The following is a 23,765-nucleotide window of genomic DNA, read 5'->3' as shown; positions in this document are numbered from 1 at the left end:
TTCGGCGACGGGCGGCCGCGCTACGGTTCCCGGACGAGGATCGCGCCCGGCGCGACGAGGAGATGGGACACCTCATGCAGAAGTCATCCCTGACCGCACTGGCCCGCGAGCAGCTGAAGCTCGCGCACGGCTCCTCCAGCGGCCGCAGCAGCTCCACCGTCTACGGCGGTCACGAGCACAGGCTCCGACAGACGCTGATCGCGCTGACCGCCGGGCAGATGCTCAGCGAGCACGAGAATCCCGGCGAGGCCACCGTCCACGTCCTGCACGGCCGGGTCCGGCTCGGCGCCGGCGAGACGTCCTGGGACGGCGCACCCGGCGATCTGCTGATCGTGCCGGACCGCCGGCACACGCTGGAGGCGCTCGAGGACTCAGCGGTGCTGCTCACCGTCGCCAAGCGCTGACGACCGCACGCGTCCTCATCGGGCTTCGATGACGGAGTGGCCCCTGCCGGGCGGTCCGGCCGGGGCCGGGCCGCCCGTCCGCCGGTCAGGCGCGGGTGCGCTGCCGCAACCGGGTCGAGACGATCGCGCCGACCGCCATGAGGACCGCGACGGCCAGGGACGGCAGGGCGTCCGGCCGGCGCAGCAGTTCTTCCGTCAACCCGGCGTTGTCCAGCTGGTGGAGCGTGCCCAGCAGGAGAGTCGGGACGACCGCGATCAGCAGTCGCTGGTCGGCGGTCGCCACCCACAGGAAGGCGGCCACCCCGGCGATCACCATGGCGGCGGCGACGATCCGCGGGACCGCGTCGACCATGCGGAGGCCACCCGCGGGGATCAGATGCAGGGCGAGGATTCCGGCGGTGACCAGGACGGCATTGGCGCGAGGTGCCGGCGGCACGTCCGCCGGCCGCCGCAGGCCCAGCACGATCAGCGGCGTGGCGACAACCGGTGCCCACCACTGCGGCAGGCCGTTGAGGAACAGGTACGGGGAGATCAGGCTCGGCACCACCGCCCCGGCAACAGCCAGGACGGCGGCGGTGCGGGCACGGCCGGCGACGAGCGCCACCAGCGCCGCGATCAGCACGACCTCGTGGACGCCCTGATTGCGCAGGACGGTCACCGGGTCCGAGAGTCCGCCGTACCGGAACGCCTCGACGATGTCGTCCAGGCCGATGAGGACACCCAGCGCCAGCACCGCCAGGGCGCCGAGGTGGATGCCCTGCCAGAACAGCACGGCAGTGGGACGGGCCGCGGCGCTGCCGCCGTACACCCGCAGGCCGCCCCGGAGGAGCGAGACCGCCTCCCGGGCGCTGGGCCAGCGACGGGTGGTGGGTTCGTCGCCGATCAACGTGTCGATCAGTTCGTCGGCGCGTTCCCGGCGGTAGCCGGCCGGGTAGGCCCGCAGCAGCATGCGGTAACGCCTCTCCAGGACATCGGAACTCATGCTGGTCTGATCCTCACGGTAGAAGGTTGACGGGCACTTGCCTGCGATGCGACCCGGCGCGGCAGGCGGTCCGTGACCACCCGGGCGGCCTGGGCGAGCCGGTCGGCCTCCTCGGTGAGTACGCGGCAGCCCTCGTCGGTGAGCCGGTAGTAGCGACGGGCACGCCCGTTGACGATCTCCTCACCGTCGGCGGCGACGAGTTCCTCGCCGAGCAGCCGGTCGATCACCGAGTACAGCGATCCGGCAGCGAGGGTCACCCGCCCGTCGGACAGCTCGGTCACCCTCTTGATCACGGCGTAGCCGTGGAGCGGCCCACCGAGCAGGGCAGCGAGGACGAAGTACGACGGTTCCCGTAGCGCGGGACGCGAAGCAGATCCCATGAGCCGAATATACAACCAACTTGAGTATCAGTCCAAGGTGACTGTTCACAGTGGCCATTGCCCAAATCATCTTAATGATTAAGGTAATCGGATGAGCACATCGACCGACTTCTCAGTGGCGATCGCCGGCGCCGGCCTCTCCGGCCTCTGCCTGGCCCAGTACCTGACGCGCGCCGGCATCGACGTGCACGTCTACGAGCGGGATCCCGGCCCCTTCGTCCGGCGGCAGGGCTACCGGATCATCCTCGACCGGTACGGGCTGGCGGCGCTGCGCGAGAGCCTGCCCCGCCCGCTGTACCGCCTGGCGCTGGCCACCGGCGACGAGCCCGGCGGGCACCTGCGCTTCACCGACAGACGGCTGCGGGACGCCTTCACGATCACCTTCAAGGACGACCCGCACGAGACCCGCCAGGTGGACCGGCTGACCCTGCGGTCGATCCTGCAGTCCGGGCTGGACGGGCGCATCCAATACGGCAGGGCCGCCGTCGCGGTGGACAACGGCGGTCCGGCCGGGCTGCGGCTGCGGTTCTCCGACGGCAGCGCCGCCGCGGCGACAGTCGTGGTGGGCGCGGAGGGCGTCGGCTCGGCGCTGCGCGCGCAGCTCATGCCGGACGCCGACCCGGCGGACACCCCGATGGCGGGCATCTACGGCCGGTCGCCGTTGTGGCGCGACGGCGCAAGCGTCATCCCGGACGCGCTGCGCACCAGCGGAGTCCTGTCCATCGCCGACCGGCCCGGCAGCGCCTTCTTCTTCACCTCCATGCGGTTCGGCGAGAGCCCGCGGGAGGCGTTCTCGCGCCTGGCTCCGGGCAGCTACGCCCCCACCGGCGACGACTACGTCATGTGGGCACTGCTGCTCCGGCGGGACGAGCTGCCTCAAGGCGTCCGCGGGGACCTGCGGGCGCTGTGGCACGTGGCGGCCCGGATGAGCATCGACTTCCACCCGCTCGTCCGACGGCTGGTCGACACGGCGGAACTGGACGCCACTGTGCTCAACCTGTTCGCCACCGGCCGGCGCCCGCACCGGTGGGCGGTGCCCCGGGCGACGATGATGGGCGATGCCGTACACGTCATGCCGCCGTTCGGCGCTCATGGCGGCAACACCGCGCTGCGCGACGCCGCACTGCTCGGCCACCGGCTGGTCGAGGCCCGGCGGAACGGCACATCCGTGGAGGAGGCGATCGCCGGATACCAGGACGAGATGGTGCCGTACGCCTTCCACGCCGTCGACAACGCCGCCAGGCTGATGCACCGTCTCACCGGTGGCGCCGCCGCACCGCACTGGGTGCTCACCCGCGTGCTACCTCGGCTGCACCGGGTCACAGTGCCGGAGGCATGATTGCCCGCGTGTCCCACGATTCGGCCCGCGCCTCCGCAATCGCCGACCTCATGCGCGCCGGGCGGGAGACGTCGCGGCTGTCCATGGTGTTCCGGTACGCCATCGCGGAGCGGCTGGGCCTCGCCGTGAGCGACCTGGAGTGCCTCGACTACCTGGCGGACATCGGCTCCGCCACCGCGGGGCAGATCGCCGAGCGGACCAACCTCACCACCGGTGCGGTCACCAGCATGCTCCGCCGGCTCCAGCAGGCCGGCTACGTGACGACCGAGCGCGACCCGGCAGACCGGCGGCGGGTCGTCGTCACCATACGGCCGGAGCGGATCGCCGACCTGGAACGGCCGTACGAGCGTTTCGCCGAGCGGGCGGAACGGCTCGTCGAGGGCTACAGCGCCGAGGAGGTCAGGCTGCTGGTCCGGCACCACGACCGCCTCCAGGCGATGTACCTCGCCGAGTTGGACCACCTCCGCGACGGCGACACCGCCCAGCGGTCCACCTGAACCGGCGTCTCCTGTCGCTATCCCACGGCCGCCAGGAAGTCCGAGTAGAACAGGCCCAGGCCGGCCGCGACGCAGACACCGGCCACGATCCAGAAGCGGACCACGATGGTGGACTCGCTCCAGCCGGCCAGCTCGAAGTGGTGGTGCAACGGCACCATCCGGAAGACCCGCTTGCCGGTGGTCCGGAACGAGACGATCTGGATCACCCAGGTCGTGGTGATGATGACGAAGAGCCCACCGATCAGGATCGAGAGCAGCGTCGTACGGGTCACCACCGCCAGCCCGCCGATCAGGCCACCCAGCCCGAGCGCGCCCACGTCACCCATGAAGATCCGCGCCGGGGACGTGTTCCACCACAGGAAGCCCACGCAGGCACCGGCCGCGGCTGCCGCGATCATGGCGATCTCCAGCGGATCGCGGACCTGGTAGCAGTACTCGTTCACGCGGGCGTACCCGTCGTCGGCGCACCAGTGCCGGTACTGCCAGAAGCCGATCAGCGAGTACGCGCCGAGCACCAGGATCGACGCGCCGGTGGCCAGGCCGTCGAGGCCGTCGGTGAGGTTCACACCGTTGGACATCGCCGTGATCACGAAGATGAAGACCATGACCGCGCCGACCTTGCCGACGTCCAGCCAACTGATGTCGCGGATGAGCGAGATGTGCTCGCTGGCCACGGTCTGGCCGTTGGTGCTGGGCACGTACAGCGCGGCCACGCCGAACCCGCCGCCGACGAGCGCCTGGCCGAGCAGCTTGCCCTTGGCGGACAGCCCGTCGGAGTTGCGCCGGCGCACCTTGAGGAAGTCGTCGAAGAATCCGACCGCGCCGCAGAAGACGAACAACCCGAGCAGCACCAGGGCCGTCATGGTGGGCCCCTCCTGCGCGATCTGCCGTTCGGGCAGGGTGGTCAGGGCGAGATGCCCGGCGACGTACGCGAGGACTGTCGCCACGATGAAGACGACGCCGCCCATCGTGGGCGTACCCTTCTTTCCCTCGTTGCTGGCGAGCCCGATCGACCGGATCGGCTGACCGGCCTTCAGCGCGCTGAAGACGCGAATCGCCACCGGCGTGCCGAACAGGGAGATCACGAACGCGACAGCGGCCGCGACGATGACCGCCCTCACGGACGGCCCACAAAGTCATCGATCACGACACGTGAGCTTGCCATCCGGAGGCGGACGGAGCAGCCCCTGAGCTTCACCACGCCGAAGCTGGCCTGCACGCCGTAGCGTCGACGGCATGAGAACGATTGTGGTGTCGCTCGCGGTGGCCGCGGTGGTGTTGCTCGCGCTCGTCGTCTTCGTCGCCCGGCGCGACCGGTCGAGGCGCCCGTCGGACGAGGACTCGGCTGCGGTCCGCCGGGCCGCCGCCGACCAGCACCGGCACGACGCGCAGCGGCAGGCCACATCGGGTCTCGCGGAGCGGCACCGCAACCCGCCGAGCACGTAGGCGCGACCGGCGCATGCGGTTGCGCGTACAGCCGCTGCTTCTGCCCGCCGGAGAGCCGCCGGAACTGCGCGCCGAGCAGCTCCCGCAGCTTCCCGTTGTCGCGTTGCGGGTCGATGCCGACGATCTCGCCCTGCTCGACGGCGAAGCTGACGCCGTCCACAGCGGTGTGCTCGCCGTAGCGCTTGACGAGGCTGTCGACCTCGATGACTGCCATGGCAGAAGCGTGCCGTCCGAGGTGGCTGATGCCGGGGTCAGCCGAGCCTCGGCGTACTGCCGGCGTGGACGGGTCGACTTACTCGATGGCGGCCAGGCGGGCCGTGGCGCAGGATCACCTGGTGGTCCCACCTGACATGGTTCTCTCCGATCTCCGCGAGGCGTGGCGCCGGGCGCTGGCCGGCAGGCTCCTGGGCCTGTACCTGCACGGCTCGCTGGTGGCAGGCGACTTCGCCGCGAACCGCAGCGACCTCGACCTGCTCGCGGTGCTCACCGACGATCCGGACGAGAAGCTCCTCGACGTACTCGCCGAACTGCATTCCGACCTCGACCGGCGGCACCCGCAGTGGGCCGGCCGGATCGAGGTGGAGTACGTGTCACTGGACGCGGTGCGCGCCGATCCCGGCCGGGATCACGTGATCGCCCGGATCAGTCCCGGCGAGTCGTTGCACCTGTTGCCCGCCACCACCCACCGCGTCGTGACCTGGGCCGCCGTGCACGACCACGGCCGTACGCTGCTGGGACCGCCGGCCGATGAGCTGCTCCCCGCCGTCGACCCCGGCCTGGTCCGCGCGGCCCTGCTGGACCACGTCCGCGACTGGCCGGCCTGGGTGCTCGAGATGACCCCACCTGGAGCCCAGTCGTACGCGGTGCTCACGCTCTGCCGGGCGTTCCAGCGCCTGCGCCATGGCCGGCAACTGTCCAAGCGGCAGGCCGCCGAGCAGACCATCACCGCCTGCCCTCGATGGGCGGACCTCATCGCCTGGGCGCGCGACTGGTGGTACGACTCCGGCCAGGACACCGATCCCGGCCGGTTCGACGAGGTCCGGGCATTCGTGACCGAACTCAGCGCCGCCATCCTGGCCCCGACCGATGGTGGGCAGTGGCGCGAGCTGGACTGCGACGCCGCGACGAAGCAGGCGAGCTAGACGGCCTCCACGGCGATCAGGGCCATCCCGGCCAGGAACGCCGACGTAACCGCTGCCGGCAAAGGGTGAGACCTTCCGTCGAGGGTCGTGGACTCGTGGCAGGGCGCGCTAGTCGAGCCGGGCCAGTTCCTCGGGGGACAGGCGCAGCGCCCCGGCGGCCAGGTTCTCGACCAGATGGTCGGGGTCGCCCGTACCGGGGATGGCCAGCATGTGCGGCCCGCGGCTGAGGGTCCACGCGATGCGCACCTGCGCCGGCGTCGCCCCGTGCGCCCGGGCGACGGCCGCCACCGCCTCGTTGCCGGCCACGCCACCTGCCTCACGTCCGTCGCCGGCGATCGCGAAGAACGGCACGAAGGCGACGCCCTGCTCCCCGCAGGTGCGCACGAGCTGGTCGTGCACACGTCGGGTGTCGACGCCGTACGGGTTCTGCACGCAGACCACCGGGGCGATCGCCTGTGCCTGCGCGAGGTGCTGCGGACGGATGTTCGACAGGCCGAGATGCCGGATGAGCCCGGCGTCCCGCAGGTCGGCCAGCGCGCCGAAGTGCTCCGCGACCGACTCCAGCCCGTTCTGGCGCAGGTTGACGACGTCCAGGTGGTCACGGCCCAGCTGGCGCAGGTTCTCCTCGACCTGTCCGCGCAGTTGGTCGGGCCGGGCCAGCGGCAGCCACTCGCCGGAGGGGTCGCGGCCCGGCCCGACCTTCGTGGTGATGACCAGTTCGTCGGCGTACGGCGAGAGCGCCGTATTGATCAGCTCGTTGGCCGACCGCAGTGGCGAGAAGTAGAACGCCGCCGTGTCGATGTGGTTGACGCCGAGCTCGACCGCCCGGCGCAGCACGCCGATGACGCGTTCGCGGTCGCTCGCCACACCGCGGTTGCCGGTCAGGCGCATCGCGCCGAATCCGATCCGGTTGACGGTCAGGTCGCCGAGCGTCCAGGTGCCTGCGGACGCCGCAGTAATCATGTTGGGCACCGGGCGAACCTAGCCATCCCCGCTGACCTGCACAGGCGGTCATCCGCCCGATACCGGTTCCCGGAGATCGCTGTTAGGTTATCTACAGTGAACGACGATGATTTTCCCACGGGGAACGGCGGCGCGGATCTCGCCGGGGTCGAGGGCTTACGCGCCGCTGAACGGCGTCTTCAACGTGCCCAGCTGTCCTCCGACGTCGCGGAGTTGGATCGGCTGATCGACGACCGCCTCGTGTTCACCGGGCCTGACGGCCGTCTCTACTCCAAGCAGGACGACCTGCACGCGCACCGATCCGGCCAGCAGACGATGACCCGGGTCGACGAGGAGGACCTGGCCGTGCTCGCCGTCGGCGGCACCGGGGTGACGTGGTTCCTCGGCACGCTGGAAGGCACCCTTGCCGGCGAGCCGTTCGTCGCCCGGGTCCGCTACACGCGCACGTGGATCCTCGACGAGGACGAGGGGTGGCGCCTGCTCGCGGCACACGTCGGTCCGGCCGGCTGAGACACCCTCGCGCACGGTCCCGTGGTGCCGGGCTGCCGTCAGATCGCGGCGAGTGCCTTGGTGATGTTCCACTCGGCCAGATCCAGCATCCACTTCCGATCCGGAAAGTCGGTGTCCGCGATCCGCAGGGGCCCTTCGATCAAGGACAACGTCTGCGCGTATCGGTAGAGCGCCAGCCGGTGGGGGTCGAGAGCGACCGGGCGCAGCGCCGGGTATGTCTCGCCGAAACGCATTTGCAGCCAGGCGTGGTCCCATTCGACGTCGAAGTACGTCAGCCCCTCAAAATCGATCATGACGGCCTCACCGGCCGGTGTGACGAGCACGTGATCCGGGCCGAGTTCACCGTGCACCAGCCCGTACTCCTCGCGTGGGGTGACCGCGCTCCTGAGGTGGCGTACGTGGGCGGCGACCCGGTGGTGGGCATCGGCCAGCCGGGCGTCGCGGGCCGCTGCCGCGTCGAGGTGGCCGAGCGCGCGGTCGACGATCACGTCCTCGGTGCGTCGCGTCTGTGACGCCTCACCTCGGGCGATGGCCGCGACCTTTCCGTAGTGCGGCCCGAAGGCCGTGTGCATGCGGCGCAGGGCGTCACCGAGCGCGGACAGCGGCGTGACGGCAGCGGCCGGATCGTGTTCCACCAACGCCTCCAGCCGCAGCGCGCCCGCGTCCTCGACAAGCGCGATGTCGGCGTCGAGGTGACTGCCGTCCCGGTCGATCATCAACAGATGCGGGACACGCACTCCTGCCCCGGTGAGCGCCGCGTGGGCGGCGGCGAAGAGATCCGCACCCGACGCATCCGTGAACGGGTCGTCCGGGACCGCCGGTGACGGCGGCCAGTAGTTCTCGCCCGCGGCCCACACGTACAGCATCACGGTTGTCCGGTCGTCCAGCCGAAGCCGGTAGACGCCCTTCTTGGTGCCGCCCGTCAGCCGGTCCAGGGCAGCGAGCCGCCGGTCCGAGCCGAACTGGTCCGACACCAGGTCGTGCAGGTCATCCGGTTGCAGGAATGTCCGCGTCATGGCCGCCTCTCGTCGGACCGAAGCGGCCAGGCTGCCAGGCCGGGCACCGGCGCACAACCGAGTTGACGCACCGGACCCGCCCCGCCGCCGGTCCTACTCCTTCAGGCCGATGTTGTCGATCGGCGGAGCACTGAGCAGCCGCCGGACGGGCCACACCGTACTCACCAACGCCAGCAGTGCCGTACCGCCGAGCACCGCCGCCCACCCGAGCGGCGGCACGTACGGGATCGGGCTGCCGGTCAGTCCGTTGACGATCGCGCTCAGCGTCAGCACCGCGATCGTCGCGCCGATCAGCACCGCCGTGCCGAGCAACCCGGCCTGTTCGGCCCGGACCATCCCGCGGATCTGACGGCGGGTGACCCCGACCAGTTGCAGCAGCGCCAGCTCGCGGCGGCGGGCCAGCGCCGCCATCACCATCGTGTTGGCCGCCGCCAGCGCCGCGTACCCGACCATCACGCCGATCAGCAGCCGGTTCAGCCAGGCGCCGAGCGCCAGATCGGTGCCGAGCAGGCGCGTACGGGTGGCGGCGTCGAGAACCTCGGCGCCGGGCCGCGCCGCCGCCCACGCAGCCAACGCGGTGCCGGCGTCCGGGCCGCCGCGGACCAGGACCTCGTCGACGGTGTTCCCCGCGGTGTGCCCGGCGACCGTCCCGGCAGCCAGGGTGACGTCGCCGAAGCCGAGGCCACGGTCGTAGATCGCGACGACGTCCAACGTGACAGGGGTGCCGTCGCCCAGCCAGAGTTCCGCCTTGTCGCCGACGTCCCAGCCGGACGACGACGCCTGCGTCGTGGACAGGGCGACGGTGCCGGCGCGCAGGTCGGCCAGGGTGCCCTTGCGCACGGCGAGGTCCATCGTCGACGTGACGCCCGCCGGGTCGACGGACTGCGCGCCGACCGGCTCGATGCCGCCGAGCGCCCGCACCACGACCTGGGTGCGGCGTACCCCGGTGGCCGCCTGCACCCCGTCCAGCTCGCGGATCTCCCCCGCCGCGTCCGCGGGCAGTCCACCCGGAGCGACGAGCACCCGCTCGGCGAGTGTTCCCGCGCTGCTCTGCGTGGTGGTCTGCCGTTCCAGGTTGTTCTGCAGGAACCAGACCGAACCGCCGAACCCGACGGACAGCACGAGGGCGGTCAGGACCGTCGCCATGCCCTGCGCGTTGGCCCGCAGGTTGGCCGCGGCCAGGTATCCGCCGGCCCGCCAGATCCGCGGCAGCACCGGGGTGAGCAGGCGTGCCGCGTACGCGTTGATCATCGGTGCGAGCAGCGCCACCGCGATGACGAACAGGTAGAGCATGCCGACCGCGCCGGCCAGCGCCCCGGCCGACCCGGCGGCGCCGAGCGTGAACGCCCCGGAGCTGCCGGCCGCCATCAGCGTCAGCACGCCGGCGATCAGCCGTACCGGGCCGCTGCGCCGGGGTTCGACAGCGATCTCGCCGAGCGCCTCGATCGGTTTGATGGCGGTGACCCGGCGTGCGGCGATCAGCGCGGCGACCACCGCCACGAGGACCGCCGTACCGATGGCGGCGGGCACCGCGAACAGACCGCCCACCATCGGGAAGCCGGCCGGCACGAACCCCCGCCCGACCAGTTCGCCGTGCACCCAGCGGGCCGCCAGCAGGCCGGCCGGGCCGCCGATCGCGGAGCCGGCCAGGGCGAGCAGCGTGGCCTCGGCGACCAGCATGCGGCGCACCTGCCCCGGCGTGGCGGCGACCGCGCGCAGCAACGCCAGGTCACGCCGACGGTGCCGGACGGACAGCCCGATGGTGCCGGCCACCACGAACACGATCAGCAGGACGACGTACCCCCCGAAGGCCGACCCGGCCTCGACCAGCAACCTCTGTGCGGCCTGGTTCTCCGGCTGCTCGGCCTTCCCGCGGTCCTTTCCGGCGTACGCCGTGGCACCGGCCGCCGACGCGATCTCCCGCACCGCGCCGAGGTCGGCGCCGGGCGCCGTCCGTACGCCGATCGCGTCCACCCGGCCCGGGTGCGCGGACAAGCGGGCGGCCTGCGCGTCGGTGAAGAACACCGCCGCCGAACCGGTCTCGGCGGTTCCGCTCACCCGGTACGACCGGCTGATCCCGCCGACGACCAGCTCGATGCGGTCGCCGGGCGTCACGCCGAGCCGGGTGTCGGCCACCACCTCGTCGTCGTTCCGGGGCGCGGCACCGGCGGCGAGGGAACGGCCGGTGAAGGCGTAGGTGTCCCAGCCGTGTCCCACGGCCGCGGGTGAGCCGATCAGCACCGCGTGGTCGCCGGTGACTGCCGTGACGCCCGGCACCCGGCGGATCCGGTCCACGAGGTCGGCGTCCACGGTGCCGCCCTCGGGCAGCGTCACGGTGCTCGTGGTGGTGTCACCGTCGAACTCGCGGAACGTGTGGCTGATCGTGCGGTTGGCGACGACCACGTCGGCGCTCGCCCAGAGCCGCGGCTCCGGGCGGAACCGCAGCCCTGACTCGACGAGCGTGCCCATCGCCACCAGGATCAGCACGCCGGCGATCAGGGCCAGCAGGGTCGCGGCGGCGGGGCCGGTGCGGTGCCGCAGCAGGCGGGCGGCGAGGCCGGTCATCGGAGGACCCGCCCGTCCAGCGAGGCCAGGTGCTCGGCGATACGGACGGCTCCGAGCTGCGGGAGGTCGGCGACCATCGCACCGTCGGCCAGCACGAGCACCCGATCCGCGTACGACGCGGCGATCGGGTCGTGAGTCACCATCACCACCGTCTGCCCGTGCTCGTCCACGACCGCGCGCAACAGCGTCAGCACCTCCGCCGCGGTCCGCGAGTCGAGGGCGCCGGTGGGCTCGTCCGAGAAGATCACCTCGGGGCGGGTGGCCAGCGCACGGGCGATCGCCACCCGCTGCTGCTGGCCGCCGGACAGCGCCGCCGGCCGGTGGTGCAGCCGGTCGGCGAGGCCGACCCGCTCGACCACGTGGGTCAGCCAGGTCCGGTCCGGGCGGACGCCGGCCAGACGCAGGGGCAGCACGATGTTCTCCTCGACGGTGAGCGCGCCGATCAGGTTGAACGCCTGGAAGACGAACCCGATCCGGGTACGACGCAGCTCGGTCAGGCGCGTCTCGGACAGCCCGGACAGGTCGGTGCCGCCGAGGATCACCCGACCGCTCGTGGGGCGGTCGAGCCCGGCCGCGATCTGCAACAGCGTGCTCTTGCCGGAGCCCGAGGGGCCCATCACCGCGGTGAAGGTCCCCCGGCCGAAGCCGACATCGACGCCCGCGAGCGCGGTCACCTGGTTGCGGCCGGTGCCGTACACGCGGGTGAGTTGTTCGACACGTACCGCCGGTTCGATGGTGCGTCCCGGATGGTCCGGCATTCTGGTGGCCTCTCTCCGTGTCATCGGCAGGAACTGCGCGCACCAGAAACGCTATTGACCTGGAGGAACGGCGACCATCCAGCGGGCTGCCCGATCCGGGTACAGCAGGCGCTACCACCGGCCCGGGCGCTCGCCTGCCGGCACGTCGTCCGTTCCACCTGCCGCCCGCCGCCCGAGCGATTGAGCAGGTCACAGCCGGGGTAGTGGGCCTCCTCGCGGAAGATCGATCGGCGGCCGGTCCCGGCCTGCCCGGCGAGAGGGGTACCACCGGTGCGGACCTGGGTACGCGACGCCGTCGCGCGGTTGCGCGGCGACGGGATGACAGTGGTCGAGCTGACCGCCGCCGCTGTGGTCGCGTGGATCGTGGCGGCGGTGGTGATCCGGCACCCGGACCCGTTCTTCGCGCCGACCGCCGCGCTCGTCGTGCTCGGCGAGTCCCGCGGGCGACGGCTGCGGCAGACCGTCGAGATCCTGTTCGCCGTGGCAGCAGCCGTGCTCGTCGCGGAGCTGCTGGTGTACGCGCTGGGCCCGGGCACCGAGACGGTCCTGCTGGTGCTGCTGCTGACCACCACGACGCTCGTGGTGATCGGGGCCCGCCGCGCCCTGGTCGTGCAGGCCACCGTCTCGGCCATGTACCTGGTCGTGGTCTCCGCGCCGAACGGGACGCTGATGCCGTTCCGCTTCGTCGACGCGCTCATCGGCGGCGCCGTGGCGCTCGCCGCCAGCCAGCTGATGGCCGCCCGTGACCCGCTGGCACCACTGGTGGCCCAGGCCCGGCGCAGCTACACCGACCTGGCCGACCTGCTCGACCAGGTCAACGCGGCGCTGCGGGGCTGCGACGAGGACGCCGCCCGCGCCGCGCTGGACCGGGCGCGGCAGGTGGACGACTGCGTCGCCGAGATGCAGGCCGCCGTGCTCGCCACCGGTGAGACGCTGCGGCTGGGACTGCGCCGACGGCACCTGGGCAAGCTCGTCGAGGTGGAGGCCACGCTGCGGCAGCTCGACTACGCCGCCCGCAACATCCGGGTGCTGGCCCGGGCCGGTGTGACCCTGACCCGCCGGCACACCGCCACGCCGCCGGAGCTGGCCGCCGCGATCGGCGCGCTGACCTCCGCCGTACGGTCGGCTGGTGAGGCCATGGCCCACGACCTCACCGGCGCCGACGCCGACCGGCACGCGCAGCGGGCCGACGCGGCGGCGCTGGAGGCGGTCCGGATCGCCGCGGGCCTGCTGCGGACCGATCCGCCACTGCCGGTCACCATGATCGTCGGGCAGATCCGGGCGACCGCGATCGACCTGCTGCGCGGTGTCGGCCACGACGACGTGGCGGTGCTGGACCGGGTGGACGAGGCGCTCGGCCTGAGCCGGGGGTGACACGTCCGCCGCTGGTCCGCTCAGCGGTGGTGGATCGGGGTGTCGAGGTCCGTCAGCCGCCGGCCGGACCCTCCCGCGGCCAGGGCGACGAACTCGGCGGCGATCGCCACGGCGGTCTCCTCCGGCGTCCGCGCCCCCAGGTCGAGTCCGATCGGTGAGGAGAGCCGGGCGAGGGCGGCCTCGTCCACACCCGCCTCGCGCAGGCGGCGCAGCCGGTCGGCGTGGGTGCGGCGGCTGCCCATCGCGCCGATGTAGCGGGCCGGCGTGCGCAGGGCGACCTCGAGCAGCGGGACGTCGAACTTCGGGTCGTGGGTGAGGACGCAGAGCACCGTCCGCTCGTCGACTGCTGTCGACTCCAGGTACGTGTGCGGCCACTGGACGACGAGGTCGTCGGCATCGGGGAAGCGCTTGCGGGTGGCGAACACCGGACGGGCGTCGCACACCGTGACGTGATAGCCGAGGAAGCGGCCGATCCGGGCCACCGCGACGGCGAAGTCGATCGCGCCGAAGACGATCATCCGTGGTGGCGGCAGGTACGACTGGACGAAGACGGACACCTCGTCGTGCCGCTGCTGCCCGCGCGTACCGAGTCGAACGGTTCCGGTGGTGCCGAGGGCGAGCATGCCCTCGGCCTGCCGCGCCACCGCGCGGTCCAGGTCGGCGTCGCCGAGGGTGCCGGCCACCCGGTCGGGCCAGACCACCATCTGGGCCGTCCCGGCCGACGCCGTCGCCACCGGCGCACCCGCGCGGATCGCGGCGAGCACCGCGTCCGGCTCGGTCAGGACGACGTCCGGCTGGACCAGGACCTCGATGGTGCCTCCGCAGGTCAGGCCCACCTCGAAGGCGTCGTCGTCGCCGACACCGTACGTCTCGGTGCATGCCTGGCCGGTGCGTATGGCCTCCTGGCAGAGCTCGTACACCGCGCCCTCGACGCAACCTCCCGAGATGCTGCCGACGACCTCACCGTCGGCGCAGACCGCCATGGCCGCGCCCGGCGGTCTGGGCGCCGACTTCCAGGTCCGCACGACTGTCGCGACGGCGAACCGGACGCCGGCGGCACGCCACGCGGTCAAGCCGTCGACGATGTCTCGCATCGCCGCACGATCCGTGAGCAGCAGCGGCACCGTCAACGCCGACCTAAGGACTTGCTTAGGTCGGCGTTGACTTCCGCGGGCACCGGCACCACATTGACGACTTCCGGAGGTGCGATATGCAGGTGCCGGCCCCGTTCGAGTACGAACGAGCAACCAGTGTGGACCATGCCATCAGCCTGATGGAACGGCTGGGCAGCACGTCCCGGCTGATCGCCGGCGGGCACAGCCTGCTGCCGATGATGAAGCTGCGGCTGGCCAGTTTCGACTATCTCATCGACATCAACGATCTCCACGACGAGCTCGGCTACATCGAGGCGGGCCCGGACGAGCTACGCATCGGTGCGCTGACCCGGCATCGGGAACTGCTCGAGTCCGCCACCCTGACGGCGGCCTTCCCGATCTTCGCCGACGCCGAACGGGTGATCGCCGATCCGGTGGTGCGCAACCGGGGCACGCTGGGCGGCTCCCTGTGCCAGGCGGACCCATCGGAGGACCTGTCCGCGGTCTGCACCGCCCTGGACGCGAGCTGCGTGATCCGCGGGCCGGGCGGCGCCGAGCGGGTGGTGTCCATGGAGGAGTTCCACGTCGGGCCGTACGAGACGGCCGTCGGCGACGGGGAGATCCTGGTCGAGATCCGGCTGCCGGTGCGGCCCGGCTGCGGCAGCGCCTACGAGAAGGTGGAGCGCCGGGCCGGCGACTGGGCGGTGGTCTCGGCGGGTGCCGCGGTCTGGCTCGACGGCGACGTGATCTCCGACGCCCGGGTCGGGCTGGCCGCTGTGGGTCCGAACACCACCGGCATCCCGGAGATCTCCGCGGCGCTGCGCGGGCAGGAGCCCGGCGAGGGCCTCTTCGCGCAGGCCGGCGCGATCGCCGCGCGCAGCTGCGATCCGGCCACCGACCAGCGGGGCAGCGCGGACTACAAGCGGCACCTGGCCGACGAGCTGACCAGACGGACCCTGCGCCGGGCCGTGGAACGGGCGAGGAGCTGAGCATGCAGGTCACCATGACCGTCAACGACGTCGAGGTCACCCGGGAGATCGAGGGCCGCCTGCTGCTTGTGCACTTCCTGCGCGACGTGCTGGGCCTGACCGGAACGCACGCGGGGTGCGACACCAGCAACTGCGGCACCTGCGTCGTCTGGCTCGACGGCGAGCCGGTGAAGTCGTGCACCGTGCTGGCCGCGATGGCCGGCGGGCACCAGGTGCGTACCGTCGAGGGCCTGGCGAAGGGCGCGGAGCTCGACCCGGTCCAGCAGGGCTTCATCCAGTGCCACGGCCTGCAGTGCGGCTTCTGCACTCCCGGCATGATGATGACGGCTCGCGCGCTGCTGAACCGCAATCCGGACCCGACCGAGGCGGAGATCCGCGAAGCGATCTCCGGTCAGATCTGCCGCTGTACGGGCTACGCCACCATCGTGCGCTCGGTGCGCTGGGCCGCCGTGCACGAGGCGAACGCGGCCGCCGCGGTCACCGAATCACGCGAAGCCGGCGAGATCGACAACGCCGGCCGGCCCGCCGGGAGCGTCGTATGACGACTGTGCACGAGCGCGTGGACACCTTCCACGACAACGACCAGAAGCCGGTGGGCTACGGCCGCATGCTGCGGAAGGAGGATCCGCGGTTCGTACGCGGCCGGGGCCGGTTCGTCGACGACGTCCGGCTGCCCGGCATGCTGCACCTGGCCATCCTCCGCTCGCCGGTGGCCCACGCGCGGATCCTGAGCATCGACACGAGCGCCGCCGAGGCCTCACCCGGCGTCAAGGCGGTCGTGACCGGGGCGATGCTGGCCGAGCAGGGTCTGGCCTGGATGCCGACGCTCTCCAACGACGTGCAGGCCGTGCTCGCCACCGACAAGGTGCGCTTCCAGGGCCAGGAGGTGGCGTTCGTCGTCGCCGAGGACAAGTACGCGGCGCGTGACGCGCTGGAGCTGATCGACGTCGAGTACGACGTCCTCGATCCGGTCGTCGACGCCCGCCGCGCGCTCGAACCGGGCGCACCGGTGATCCGCGACGATCTCGACGGCAAGACCGACAATCACTGCTTCGACTGGGAGACCGGTGACGAGGCGGCCACCGCGGCCGTGTTCGCCCGGGCGGACGTCGTGGTGAGCCAGGATCTGGTCTATCCGCGGGTGCACCCCGCGCCGATGGAGACCTGCGGGGCGCTCGCCGACTTCGACGCCGTCGACGGCAAGCTGCGCCTCTGGTCCACCACGCAGGCGCCGCACGCGCATCGCACCCTCTACGCCCTGGTGGCGGGCATCCCCGAGCACAAGATCCAGGTGATCTCGCCGGACATCGGCGGTGGCTTCGGCAACAAGGTGCCGATCTATCCGGGATACGTCTGCGCGATCGTCGCGTCGATCGTCACCGGGAAGCCGGTGAAGTGGATGGAGGACCGCTTCGAAAACCTGATCAGCACCGGCTTCGCCCGCGACTACATCATGCGTGGTGAGATCGCGGCGACCCGTGACGGCCGGATCCTGGCCATCCGCACCAACGTCCTCGCCGACCACGGCGCCTTCAACGGCACCGCCGCGCCGGTGAAGTACCCGGCCGGCTTCTTCGGGGTCTTCACCGGCAGCTACGACATCGAGGCCGCGTACTGCAAGATGACGGCGGTCTTCACGAACAAGGCGCCGGGCGGTGTGGCGTACGCCTGTTCGTTCCGCATCACCGAGGCCGTCTACCTCGTCGAGCGGATCGTCGACTGCCTCGCCGACGAACTGGGCATGGACCCGGCCGAGTTGCGGCTGAAGAACTTCATCCGCCCGGAGCAGTTCCCGTACACGACGAAGACCGGCTGGGTGTACGACTCCGGCGACTACGAGCCGACCATGCGGCTGGCGATGGAGATGGCCGGCTACGCCGACCTGCGGCGCGAGCAGCAGGAGAAGCGGGCCCGGGGCGAGTTGATGGGCATCGGCGTCGCGTTCTTCACCGAGGCCGTCGGCGCCGGCCCGCGCAAGAACATGGACATCCTCGGCCTGGGCATGGCCGACGGCTGTGAGCTGCGCGTACACCCGACCGGCAAGGCAGTGGTCCGGCTCAGCGTGCAGTCCCAGGGCCAGGGACACGAGACGACGTTCGCGCAGATCGTCGCCGAGGAGATCGGCATCCCGCCGGACGACATCGACGTGGTGCACGGCGACACCGACAACACGCCGTTCGGTCTCGGCACGTACGGCAGCCGGTCCACACCCGTCTCCGGTGCCGCGGCGGCCCTGGTCGCCCGCAAGGTCCGCGACAAGGCCCGGATCATCGCCTCCGGCATGCTGGAGGTCTCGGTCGCCGACCTGGAGTGGGACAAGGGTTCCTTCCGGGTCAAGGGCGACCCGGGCAGGAGCGTGACCATCCAGGACATCGCGATGCGGGCGCACGGCGCCGGCGACCTGCCCGAGGGCGTCGAGGGCGGGTTGGAGGCGCAGATCTGCTACAACCCGTCGAACCTGACGTATCCGCACGGGGCGTACATCTGCGTGGTGGACATCGACCCCGGCACCGCGCAGGTCAAGGTGCGGCGGTTCATCGCCGTCGACGACTGCGGCACCCGGATCAACCCGATGATCATCGAGGGGCAGGTGCACGGCGGGCTGGCCGACGGAGTCGGCATGGCCCTCATGGAGATGATCGCGTTCGACGAGGACGGCAACTGCCTCGGCGCGTCGCTCATGGACTACCTGATCCCCACCGCGCTCGAGGTGCCCGACTGGGAGACCGGCTTCACCGTCACCCCGTCCCCGCACCACCCGATCGGCGCGAAGGGCGTGGGCGAGTCGGCCACCGTCGGCTCCCCGCCCGCGATCGTCAACGCGGTCGTCGACGCCCTCGAACCCTTCGGCGTACGGCATGCCGACATGCCGTTGACGCCGTCGCGCGTCTGGGACGCGATGCGCGGCAACGCCCGCCCGCCGATCTAGGGAGGTGGCCATGACGACTATCGCCCGCCGTACGCGTGATCTGACCGTCTCGCGCGCGCCGTTCGTGCACGCCACGGTGGTCCGGGCGCAGGATCCGACGTCGGCCCGGCCCGGCGACGACGCGGTGATCCTGCCGGACGGCACCATCGAGGGTTTCGTCGGCGGGATGTGCGCCGAGAGCTCGGTGCGGGCGGCCGCCCTGGACGCCCTCCGGGACGGTAAGGCGCTGCTGCTGCGGGTCCTGCCGGACGGCGCGCCCGCCTTCCCCGATACGCCGGGGGCACGGGTCGTGGTCAACCCGTGCCACTCGGGCGGGGCGCTCGAGATCTTCCTGCGCCCGGTGCTGCCCGTACCCGTGCTGGGTCTGGTGGGCGACACGCCGATCAGCGCGGCGGTGGCCACCCTGGCTGCCTTCCTCGACTTCGAGGTGGCCACGTCCGGTGACCACTCGGGCGCGACGGCGGTCGTGGTGGCCGGCCTCGGCAAGGGCGAACAGGACGCCGTCCGCGCCGCGCTGGACGCCGGAGTGGGCCACATCGCGCTGGTCGCCAGCCGGACCCGCGGCGCGGCGGTGCTCGACGAACTGGCGCTGTCCGACGCGGAGCGCGCCCGGGTCCGGACCCCGGCCGGACTGGAGATCGGGGCACGCTCACCGCAGGAGATCGCGCTGTCGATCATGGCCGAGGTGGTGCGGGCGCTCCGGGTGGACGGCCTCGCCTCCTCCCCCGCACCACCCGCGGCGCTCCCCCAGCAGGCAGTCGACCCGGTGTGCGGGATGACAGTCCTGGTCGGGCCGGACACCCCGCACGTGCGGATCGACGGCACCGACCACTGGTTCTGCTGCCCCGGCTGCCGCGACCGGCACGTGGCGGCGTAGCCGTGTTCGTGACCGGCCTGGTTCTGGCCGCCGGGGCGTCGGTGCGCCTCGGCGAGGCCAAACAACTGCTGCCGTACCGCGGGCGGACGCTGCTCGACGCCACCCTCGACCTGGCCCGCTCGTGTGCCTTCGACCAGTTGCTGGTGACCCTCGGCGGCGCCGCCGACCTGGTCCGCGAGCGGGTGGACCTGGCCGGGGTCCAGGTCGTCGAGAACGCCGAGTTCAGCACGGGCTGCGGATCGTCGGTCCGCGCCGCGACGCAGGTGGTGGACCCGCGCGCCGACGGGCTCGTGCTCCTGCTCGGCGACCAGCCCGGCGTACGGGCCGCCGACGTACGCCGGGTCGCGGCGGCGACCACCCCGCTCGCGGTGTGCCGATACGCCGACGGCCTGGGGCACCCGTTCTGGTTCGCTCGTGACGTCCTGCCGGAGCTGCGTGTCCTGCACGGTGACAAGGCGGTGTGGAAGCTGCTGCACTCCGGCCGGCACCCGGTCACGGAGGTACCGGTGGACGGGCCGGTGCCGATCGACGTGGACACCCGCGCGGACTACCGGCGGCTGCTCTCGGGCGAGGCGCGGTGAAGGATCCGCAGGCCGTGCGGCGCCGGCTCGACGCCGTCGACTACCTGGCCGACGACGGCATGGCGATGGCCGTCTTCCTCGCGCTGGAGCTGGGCAAGCCGCTGCTGCTCGAGGGCGAGCCCGGCGTCGGCAAGACCGCGGCGGCGAAGGCGCTGGCGCGGGCGATGGACACGACACTGATCCGGTTGCAGTGCTACGAGGGCCTGACCCCCGGCGAGGCGCTGTACGAATGGAACTACCAGCGGCAGTTGCTCGCCATCCGGCTGGCCGAGGCCCGGCACGCCTCGCTCACCGACGCCGACCTGTTCGCCGCGGAGTTCCTCCAGGAACGGCCGATCCTGCGGGCGGTACGCCACCCGGGGCCGGTCCCGCCGGTGCTGCTGATCGACGAGATCGACCGGGCCGACGACGAGTTCGAGGCGCTGCTGTTCGAGTTCCTCGGCGAGTCCGGGATCACCATCCCCGAGCTGGGTACGTTCACCGCGACCACGCCGCCGGTCGTGGTGCTCACCTCCAACCGCAGCCGCGACCTGCACGACGCACTGCGCCGCCGCTGCCTGTACCACTGGATCGACTTCCCGCAGATGGACCGCGCCACCGAGATCGTCCGGCGGGCCGTGCCGGGCGCCACCGAAGGGCTGATCCGCACGGCGACCGCCTTCGTCGGCGACGTACGCGCCCTCGGCCTGGACAAGGCACCCGGCATGGCCGAGGCCATCGACTGGGTCGCCGCGCTGTCAGTGCTCGGCGCCGCCGACCTCTCCGCCGACGACGTCGTCCGGACCATCGGCACCATCGCCAAGACCCCCGACGACCGCGCCGCCGTCGCCGCCGCGCTCGGCGCACACCAGGAGAGGCCGGCATGAAGATCACCAACGAGTTCACAGTCGACGTTCCGATCGCGCGGGCGTGGGCGATCCTCACCGACCTGGAGGGCATCGCGCCGTGCCTGCCGGGCGCCCGGCTGACCGGCGTCGACGGCGACGTCCACCAGGGCACGGTGAAGGTCAAGGTCGGTCCGGTCGTCTCCGAGTTCGCCGGCACCGCACGTTTCGTCGAGAAGGACGACAGTCGCTATCGGGGGGTGATCGACGCGAAGGGCCGCGACCGGCGGTCGGCGGCCAACGCGTCCGCTCTGGTCACCGCCCAACTTCGGCCGGACGATCAGCGCACCGTCGTCAGCGTGGACACCGATCTGAAGATCTCCGGGCGGCTGGCCCAGTTCGGCAGCGGCATGATCAAGGAGGTGTCGGGCAAGCTGCTCGCCCAGTTCGTCGCCAACCTCGAGGCGAGGCTGGCGGCCGAGAGGACCGGCGACAGCACGGCCGGCAACCCGCACGAGGCCACCGCGCCTGACGCACCCGAGCCCGCACCCGCAGTCGCCGCCGCGACCGGCCCCGACGCCTCCGCGGCTCGCACCCTCGCGGCCGAGGCGGCAGCGCCCGACACCGCCTCGCCCTCGTCCGCCACGCCGCCCGGGTCCGCCGTGGCCGGCACCCCCGTGGCCGCCTCGGCGTCCACCGGTCGACCGGATGCCGGCAGCAGCGCCGAACCGGAGACGCTGGACCTGCTCGGCATTGCCGGTGGTGCCGTCGTCAAGCGCCTCGTGCCGGTGCTCGTCGGGATCGTCGTCGTCGGTGCGGTGATCGCCTGGTGGGTCGCACGCCGGTGAGGCACGGTCTGCTGCGCGGCGTCGACCGCGCGGCGTTCGCGACGGCGTTCGCCGACCGGTTGCGGCGGGCCGGCGTACCCGCCGGGCTCACCGAGGCCGGTGACTTCGTCCGGGCGCTCGGCGTGTGCACACCCGGGGAGACGACCGCGCTCTACTGGGCCGCCCGGATCAGCTTCGTGCGGCGGCACGCCGACCTCGCCGCCTTCGACAGCGTCTTCGCCGCTGTGTTCGCCGACGCGCCGCCGCTGCCGCTCACCCGGTCGGCGGCCCCGCCGGGCGCTCGCGACGACGTGCACCTGCCGGTGCCCGCCGACACCGACGCCACCGGCGACGGCGGTGGGCTGCCGTGGGCGACGTTGCCGGCGCCCGTCGCCGAGGCGGAGCCCTCCGATGCCGGAGTGCGGCTGCCCGAGCGACGGCCCAGCGCCCTCGCCGGACTCGCCGACCGGCCGTTCGAGGACCTCGACGACGCCCAGCTCGCACTGCTCGGCGAGGCCCTGCGCGAGGCGGTCGCACGCTGGCCGTCCCGGCGCACCAGGCGGCACGCCGTAGGCCCGGCCGGGCGGCGGGTCGCGCTGCGTCCGACGATCGCCCGCGCCCGACGCACCGCGTGGGAGCCCGTCGAGGTCGTCCGCGAGCGGCCGCTACGCCGGCCGCGCCGGGTCGTGCTGCTGTGCGACGTCAGCGAGTCGATGCGGGCCCAGGCCCACGCGTACCTGCACCTGCTGCGGGCCTTCGCGATGACCACCGACGCGGAGGTGTTCGCCTTCGCCACGACGCTCACCCGGCTCACCGTCGCGCTGCGGCACACGTCGGCGTCCGCGGCGATCGCGCACGCGGGCGCCGCCGTGACCGACCGTTTCGGGGGTACGCGCATCGCGACGAACCTGCGGGGCCTGCTCGCGTCCCCGCACGGCGACGCGGTTCGCGGGGCGGTGGTGCTGATCGGCTCGGACGGCTGGGACAGCGACCCGCCGGCCGAGCTCGCCGCCGTGATGGCACGGCTGAGCCGCCGCGCCCACCGGATCGTCTGGCTGAACCCGCGGGCCGGCGCCCCCGGCTTCGCTCCCCTGGTGGCGGGCATGGCCGCGGCCCTGCCCTACTGTGACCGGCTCCTGCCGGCCGCGACGTTCCGGGACCTGCTGGACGCCGCCGGTCAACTCCAGAGCGTCACGTGCACCGAGGGCCGGAAATGGTTCACCGCGACGCCCACGCCACGCATCATCGCCTGAATCGCCCGGGGCGTCGACGCGAAGCGGCACAGCTCGGCTGCCACGGACGGAGTGCCGGGGGTGACGAGTACCAGCGAATGCCACACCGCCTCGGCCGTGGCGTGCGGCCCGGACAACGCCACGAGCTGGCCGCCGCGGACGTCCGGCGCGACGGTGAACGACAGCGCGGGCGCGATCCCCCGGCCGCGCTGGGCCTCACCCAACGCCGCCGCGTGGCTCTGGAAGATCTGCTGCCGCTCCTCGGGTACGCCGAGCCGGCGCAGCATCGCCGGGACAGCGCCCAGGGTGTTGGTGGCCGAAGGCCCGAGCAGCCAGGTCTGGTCGCGCAACTGCCCCGGTGACGCCGGCACACCGGCCAGCGGATGATCCGGGCCGACGACGGTCACGAGCCGGTAGTTCATCATGGGCCGGCAGGAGATCGCCGGTTCGGCCACCGGCGGCAGCGGCCCCATCGCGATGTCCGCGGCCCGGGTCAGCAGCAGCGACTCGAAGGAGCCGGGGTCGCAGACGCTCAGCTCGATGTCGAGGTCGGCGGCGCGTCTGGCGAACAGCTCGATCAGTCTCGGCGCGGCGAACTCGGCGAACTCGCTGGACGCGGCGACCCGCAGCATCCGGCGGCCGTGTGCCGCCGAACTGACCTCCAGGACCGTACGGTCCTGCAGGCCCAGCATCTCGGCCGCCCGGCTGGCGAGCCGCAGCCCGCCGGGGGTGAAGGCCAGCCCTGCCGCCGTCCGGGTGAACAACTGGTCTCCGAACTCCCGCCGTAGCTGGCCGATGAGCAGCGAGACCGCCGACTCGGAGACCTCCAGCTGCGCGGCGGCCTGCTTGACGGATCCCAGCCGGACGACAGCGACGTAGGCCCGTAGCTGCGTCGGAGTCATCGGCGTCGACCCGCCCTTCTGCGGCGCCGTGGACTGCTGCGGGCAGCCCGCGGTGTACCCCGATCATTCCCCGCCGATTGCGCCGCCGCCAGGGACAGCGCACCTCGGGGCGATCCGGCCGGTACGCGGGGTGA

25 protein-coding genes are annotated in these 23,765 nt (G+C 72.4%); 16 read left to right on the top strand and 9 right to left on the bottom strand.

The genetic code is table 11. From position 1 onward, the window contains the following. Nucleotides 1–74 precede the first annotated feature (74 nt). A complete protein-coding gene (locus tag FB455_RS05685) occupies nt 75–404 on the top strand; it encodes a cupin domain-containing protein (RefSeq protein WP_013285113.1) in 330 nt (109 codons plus the stop codon). 85 nt (nt 405–489) lie between these two features. On the opposite strand, the gene FB455_RS05680 is transcribed toward FB455_RS05685, so the two are convergent. Both FB455_RS05680 and FB455_RS05675 read right to left on the bottom strand, forming a co-directional pair. Next, nucleotides 490–1,386, bottom strand: coding sequence for a hypothetical protein (locus tag FB455_RS05680; protein ID WP_145752559.1), 897 nt, complete (start codon nt 1,384–1,386; stop codon nt 490–492). After that, complete coding sequence (locus FB455_RS05675) at nt 1,383–1,766, bottom strand: PadR family transcriptional regulator (protein ID WP_013474617.1); 384 nt, start codon at nt 1,764–1,766, stop codon at nt 1,383–1,385. The genes FB455_RS05680 and FB455_RS05675 overlap by 4 nt, the downstream gene beginning before the upstream one ends. A gap of 91 nt (nt 1,767–1,857) precedes the next feature. Between FB455_RS05675 and FB455_RS05670 the strand changes: the two genes are divergently transcribed. Both FB455_RS05670 and FB455_RS05665 read left to right on the top strand, forming a co-directional pair. Continuing rightward, nucleotides 1,858–3,105: an FAD-dependent oxidoreductase gene (locus tag FB455_RS05670; protein WP_145752557.1), complete on the top strand. Its 1,248-nt coding sequence runs from the start codon at nt 1,858–1,860 to the stop codon at nt 3,103–3,105. Between the two features lie 8 nt (nt 3,106–3,113). Beyond that, complete coding sequence (locus FB455_RS05665) at nt 3,114–3,602, top strand: MarR family transcriptional regulator (RefSeq protein ID WP_225319448.1); 489 nt, start codon at nt 3,114–3,116, stop codon at nt 3,600–3,602. Between the two features lie 17 nt (nt 3,603–3,619). Here FB455_RS05665 and mraY read toward each other — a convergent pair whose 3' ends face one another. Continuing rightward, nucleotides 3,620–4,723: a phospho-N-acetylmuramoyl-pentapeptide-transferase gene (gene mraY / locus FB455_RS05660; RefSeq protein WP_047890936.1), complete on the bottom strand. Its 1,104-nt coding sequence runs from the start codon at nt 4,721–4,723 to the stop codon at nt 3,620–3,622. 115 nt (nt 4,724–4,838) lie between these two features. Here mraY and FB455_RS05655 point away from each other — a divergent pair, with 115 nt between their 5' ends. From FB455_RS05655 to FB455_RS05645, 3 genes are read left to right on the top strand one after another with little or no spacing between them, the layout of a single operon-like run. Then, complete coding sequence (locus FB455_RS05655) at nt 4,839–5,048, top strand: hypothetical protein (RefSeq protein WP_013285106.1); 210 nt, start codon at nt 4,839–4,841, stop codon at nt 5,046–5,048. Between the two features lie 13 nt (nt 5,049–5,061). Continuing rightward, the gene (locus FB455_RS34210; RefSeq protein ID WP_186466379.1) at nt 5,062–5,397 is read left to right on the top strand and encodes a hypothetical protein; all 336 of its coding nucleotides are present in this window, start codon (nt 5,062–5,064) and stop codon (nt 5,395–5,397) included. Next, nucleotides 5,384–6,190 (top strand): aminoglycoside adenylyltransferase domain-containing protein, encoded by an 807-nt coding sequence (locus tag FB455_RS05645; RefSeq protein ID WP_145752554.1) that lies wholly within the window; start codon nt 5,384–5,386, stop codon nt 6,188–6,190. Before FB455_RS34210 ends, FB455_RS05645 begins: the two co-directional genes overlap by 14 nt. A gap of 108 nt (nt 6,191–6,298) precedes the next feature. On the opposite strand, the gene FB455_RS05640 is transcribed toward FB455_RS05645, so the two are convergent. Beyond that, nucleotides 6,299–7,153 (bottom strand): aldo/keto reductase, encoded by an 855-nt coding sequence (locus tag FB455_RS05640; protein WP_047890938.1) that lies wholly within the window; start codon nt 7,151–7,153, stop codon nt 6,299–6,301. A gap of 96 nt (nt 7,154–7,249) precedes the next feature. Between FB455_RS05640 and FB455_RS05635 the strand changes: the two genes are divergently transcribed. Further along, on the top strand, nt 7,250–7,663 hold the full coding sequence (locus tag FB455_RS05635) for a nuclear transport factor 2 family protein (RefSeq protein WP_013474613.1): 414 nt from the start codon (nt 7,250–7,252) through the stop codon (nt 7,661–7,663). 38 nt (nt 7,664–7,701) lie between these two features. Here the strand turns inward: FB455_RS05635 and FB455_RS05630 are convergent, their stop codons facing one another. The 3 genes from FB455_RS05630 to FB455_RS05620 all read right to left on the bottom strand — a co-directional run bounded on the left by FB455_RS05630 (nt 7,702) and on the right by FB455_RS05620 (nt 12,002). After that, nucleotides 7,702–8,679, bottom strand: a complete 978-nt coding sequence (locus FB455_RS05630; protein WP_145752552.1) for a phosphotransferase family protein — start codon at nt 8,677–8,679, stop codon at nt 7,702–7,704. 93 nt (nt 8,680–8,772) lie between these two features. Further along, a complete protein-coding gene (locus FB455_RS05625; RefSeq protein ID WP_145752550.1) occupies nt 8,773–11,244 on the bottom strand; it encodes an ABC transporter permease in 2,472 nt (823 codons plus the stop codon). After that, nucleotides 11,241–12,002, bottom strand: a complete 762-nt coding sequence (locus tag FB455_RS05620) for an ABC transporter ATP-binding protein (RefSeq protein ID WP_145752548.1) — start codon at nt 12,000–12,002, stop codon at nt 11,241–11,243. Before FB455_RS05620 ends, FB455_RS05625 begins: the two co-directional genes overlap by 4 nt. 270 nt (nt 12,003–12,272) lie before the next feature. Here FB455_RS05620 and FB455_RS05615 point away from each other — a divergent pair, with 270 nt between their 5' ends. Next, entirely contained in the window at nt 12,273–13,376 is a 1,104-nt protein-coding gene (locus FB455_RS05615) for an FUSC family protein (protein WP_030270912.1), read from the top strand. 20 nt (nt 13,377–13,396) lie between these two features. Here the strand turns inward: FB455_RS05615 and FB455_RS05610 are convergent, their stop codons facing one another. Then, a complete protein-coding gene (locus FB455_RS05610; RefSeq protein WP_030270914.1) occupies nt 13,397–14,470 on the bottom strand; it encodes an XdhC family protein in 1,074 nt (357 codons plus the stop codon). A gap of 116 nt (nt 14,471–14,586) precedes the next feature. Between FB455_RS05610 and FB455_RS05605 the strand changes: the two genes are divergently transcribed. Genes FB455_RS05605 through FB455_RS05570 form a run of 8 tightly spaced genes read left to right on the top strand, consistent with a single transcriptional unit; the run spans nt 14,587 to nt 22,750 of the window. Next, nucleotides 14,587–15,459 carry an FAD binding domain-containing protein gene (locus tag FB455_RS05605; protein ID WP_013285097.1) on the top strand — a complete coding sequence of 291 codons (873 nt, stop codon included), beginning with the start codon at nt 14,587–14,589 and terminating at the stop codon, nt 15,457–15,459. A 2-nt stretch (nt 15,460–15,461) separates the two neighbouring features. Further along, nucleotides 15,462–16,001 (top strand): (2Fe-2S)-binding protein, encoded by a 540-nt coding sequence (locus FB455_RS05600; RefSeq protein WP_145752545.1) that lies wholly within the window; start codon nt 15,462–15,464, stop codon nt 15,999–16,001. Beyond that, the gene (locus FB455_RS05595; RefSeq protein WP_114919845.1) at nt 15,998–18,388 is read left to right on the top strand and encodes an aerobic carbon-monoxide dehydrogenase large subunit; all 2,391 of its coding nucleotides are present in this window, start codon (nt 15,998–16,000) and stop codon (nt 18,386–18,388) included. The genes FB455_RS05600 and FB455_RS05595 overlap by 4 nt, the downstream gene beginning before the upstream one ends. 10 nt (nt 18,389–18,398) lie before the next feature. Then, nucleotides 18,399–19,265 carry an XdhC family protein gene (locus FB455_RS05590; protein ID WP_030270919.1) on the top strand — a complete coding sequence of 289 codons (867 nt, stop codon included), beginning with the start codon at nt 18,399–18,401 and terminating at the stop codon, nt 19,263–19,265. Between the two features lie 8 nt (nt 19,266–19,273). Further along, nucleotides 19,274–19,846 carry a nucleotidyltransferase family protein gene (locus FB455_RS05585; protein WP_232236666.1) on the top strand — a complete coding sequence of 191 codons (573 nt, stop codon included), beginning with the start codon at nt 19,274–19,276 and terminating at the stop codon, nt 19,844–19,846. Continuing rightward, on the top strand, nt 19,843–20,712 hold the full coding sequence (locus FB455_RS05580; RefSeq protein WP_030270922.1) for an AAA family ATPase: 870 nt from the start codon (nt 19,843–19,845) through the stop codon (nt 20,710–20,712). The genes FB455_RS05585 and FB455_RS05580 overlap by 4 nt, the downstream gene beginning before the upstream one ends. After that, the gene (locus tag FB455_RS05575) at nt 20,709–21,518 is read left to right on the top strand and encodes an SRPBCC family protein (protein WP_145752543.1); all 810 of its coding nucleotides are present in this window, start codon (nt 20,709–20,711) and stop codon (nt 21,516–21,518) included. The genes FB455_RS05580 and FB455_RS05575 overlap by 4 nt, the downstream gene beginning before the upstream one ends. Further along, nucleotides 21,515–22,750, top strand: coding sequence for a vWA domain-containing protein (locus FB455_RS05570; RefSeq protein WP_013285090.1), 1,236 nt, complete (start codon nt 21,515–21,517; stop codon nt 22,748–22,750). The genes FB455_RS05575 and FB455_RS05570 overlap by 4 nt, the downstream gene beginning before the upstream one ends. Here FB455_RS05570 and FB455_RS05565 read toward each other — a convergent pair. Continuing rightward, nucleotides 22,675–23,631 carry a LysR family transcriptional regulator gene (locus tag FB455_RS05565; protein ID WP_013474602.1) on the bottom strand — a complete coding sequence of 319 codons (957 nt, stop codon included), beginning with the start codon at nt 23,629–23,631 and terminating at the stop codon, nt 22,675–22,677. The genes FB455_RS05570 and FB455_RS05565 overlap by 76 nt on opposite strands. Between the last annotated feature and the right edge of the window lie 134 nt (nt 23,632–23,765).

It is taken from the genome of Micromonospora sp. CNZ296, from assembly GCF_007827635.1.
Note: the sequence above shows the minus strand (reverse complement) of the source record. Positions and strands in the feature narration are given on the sequence as shown.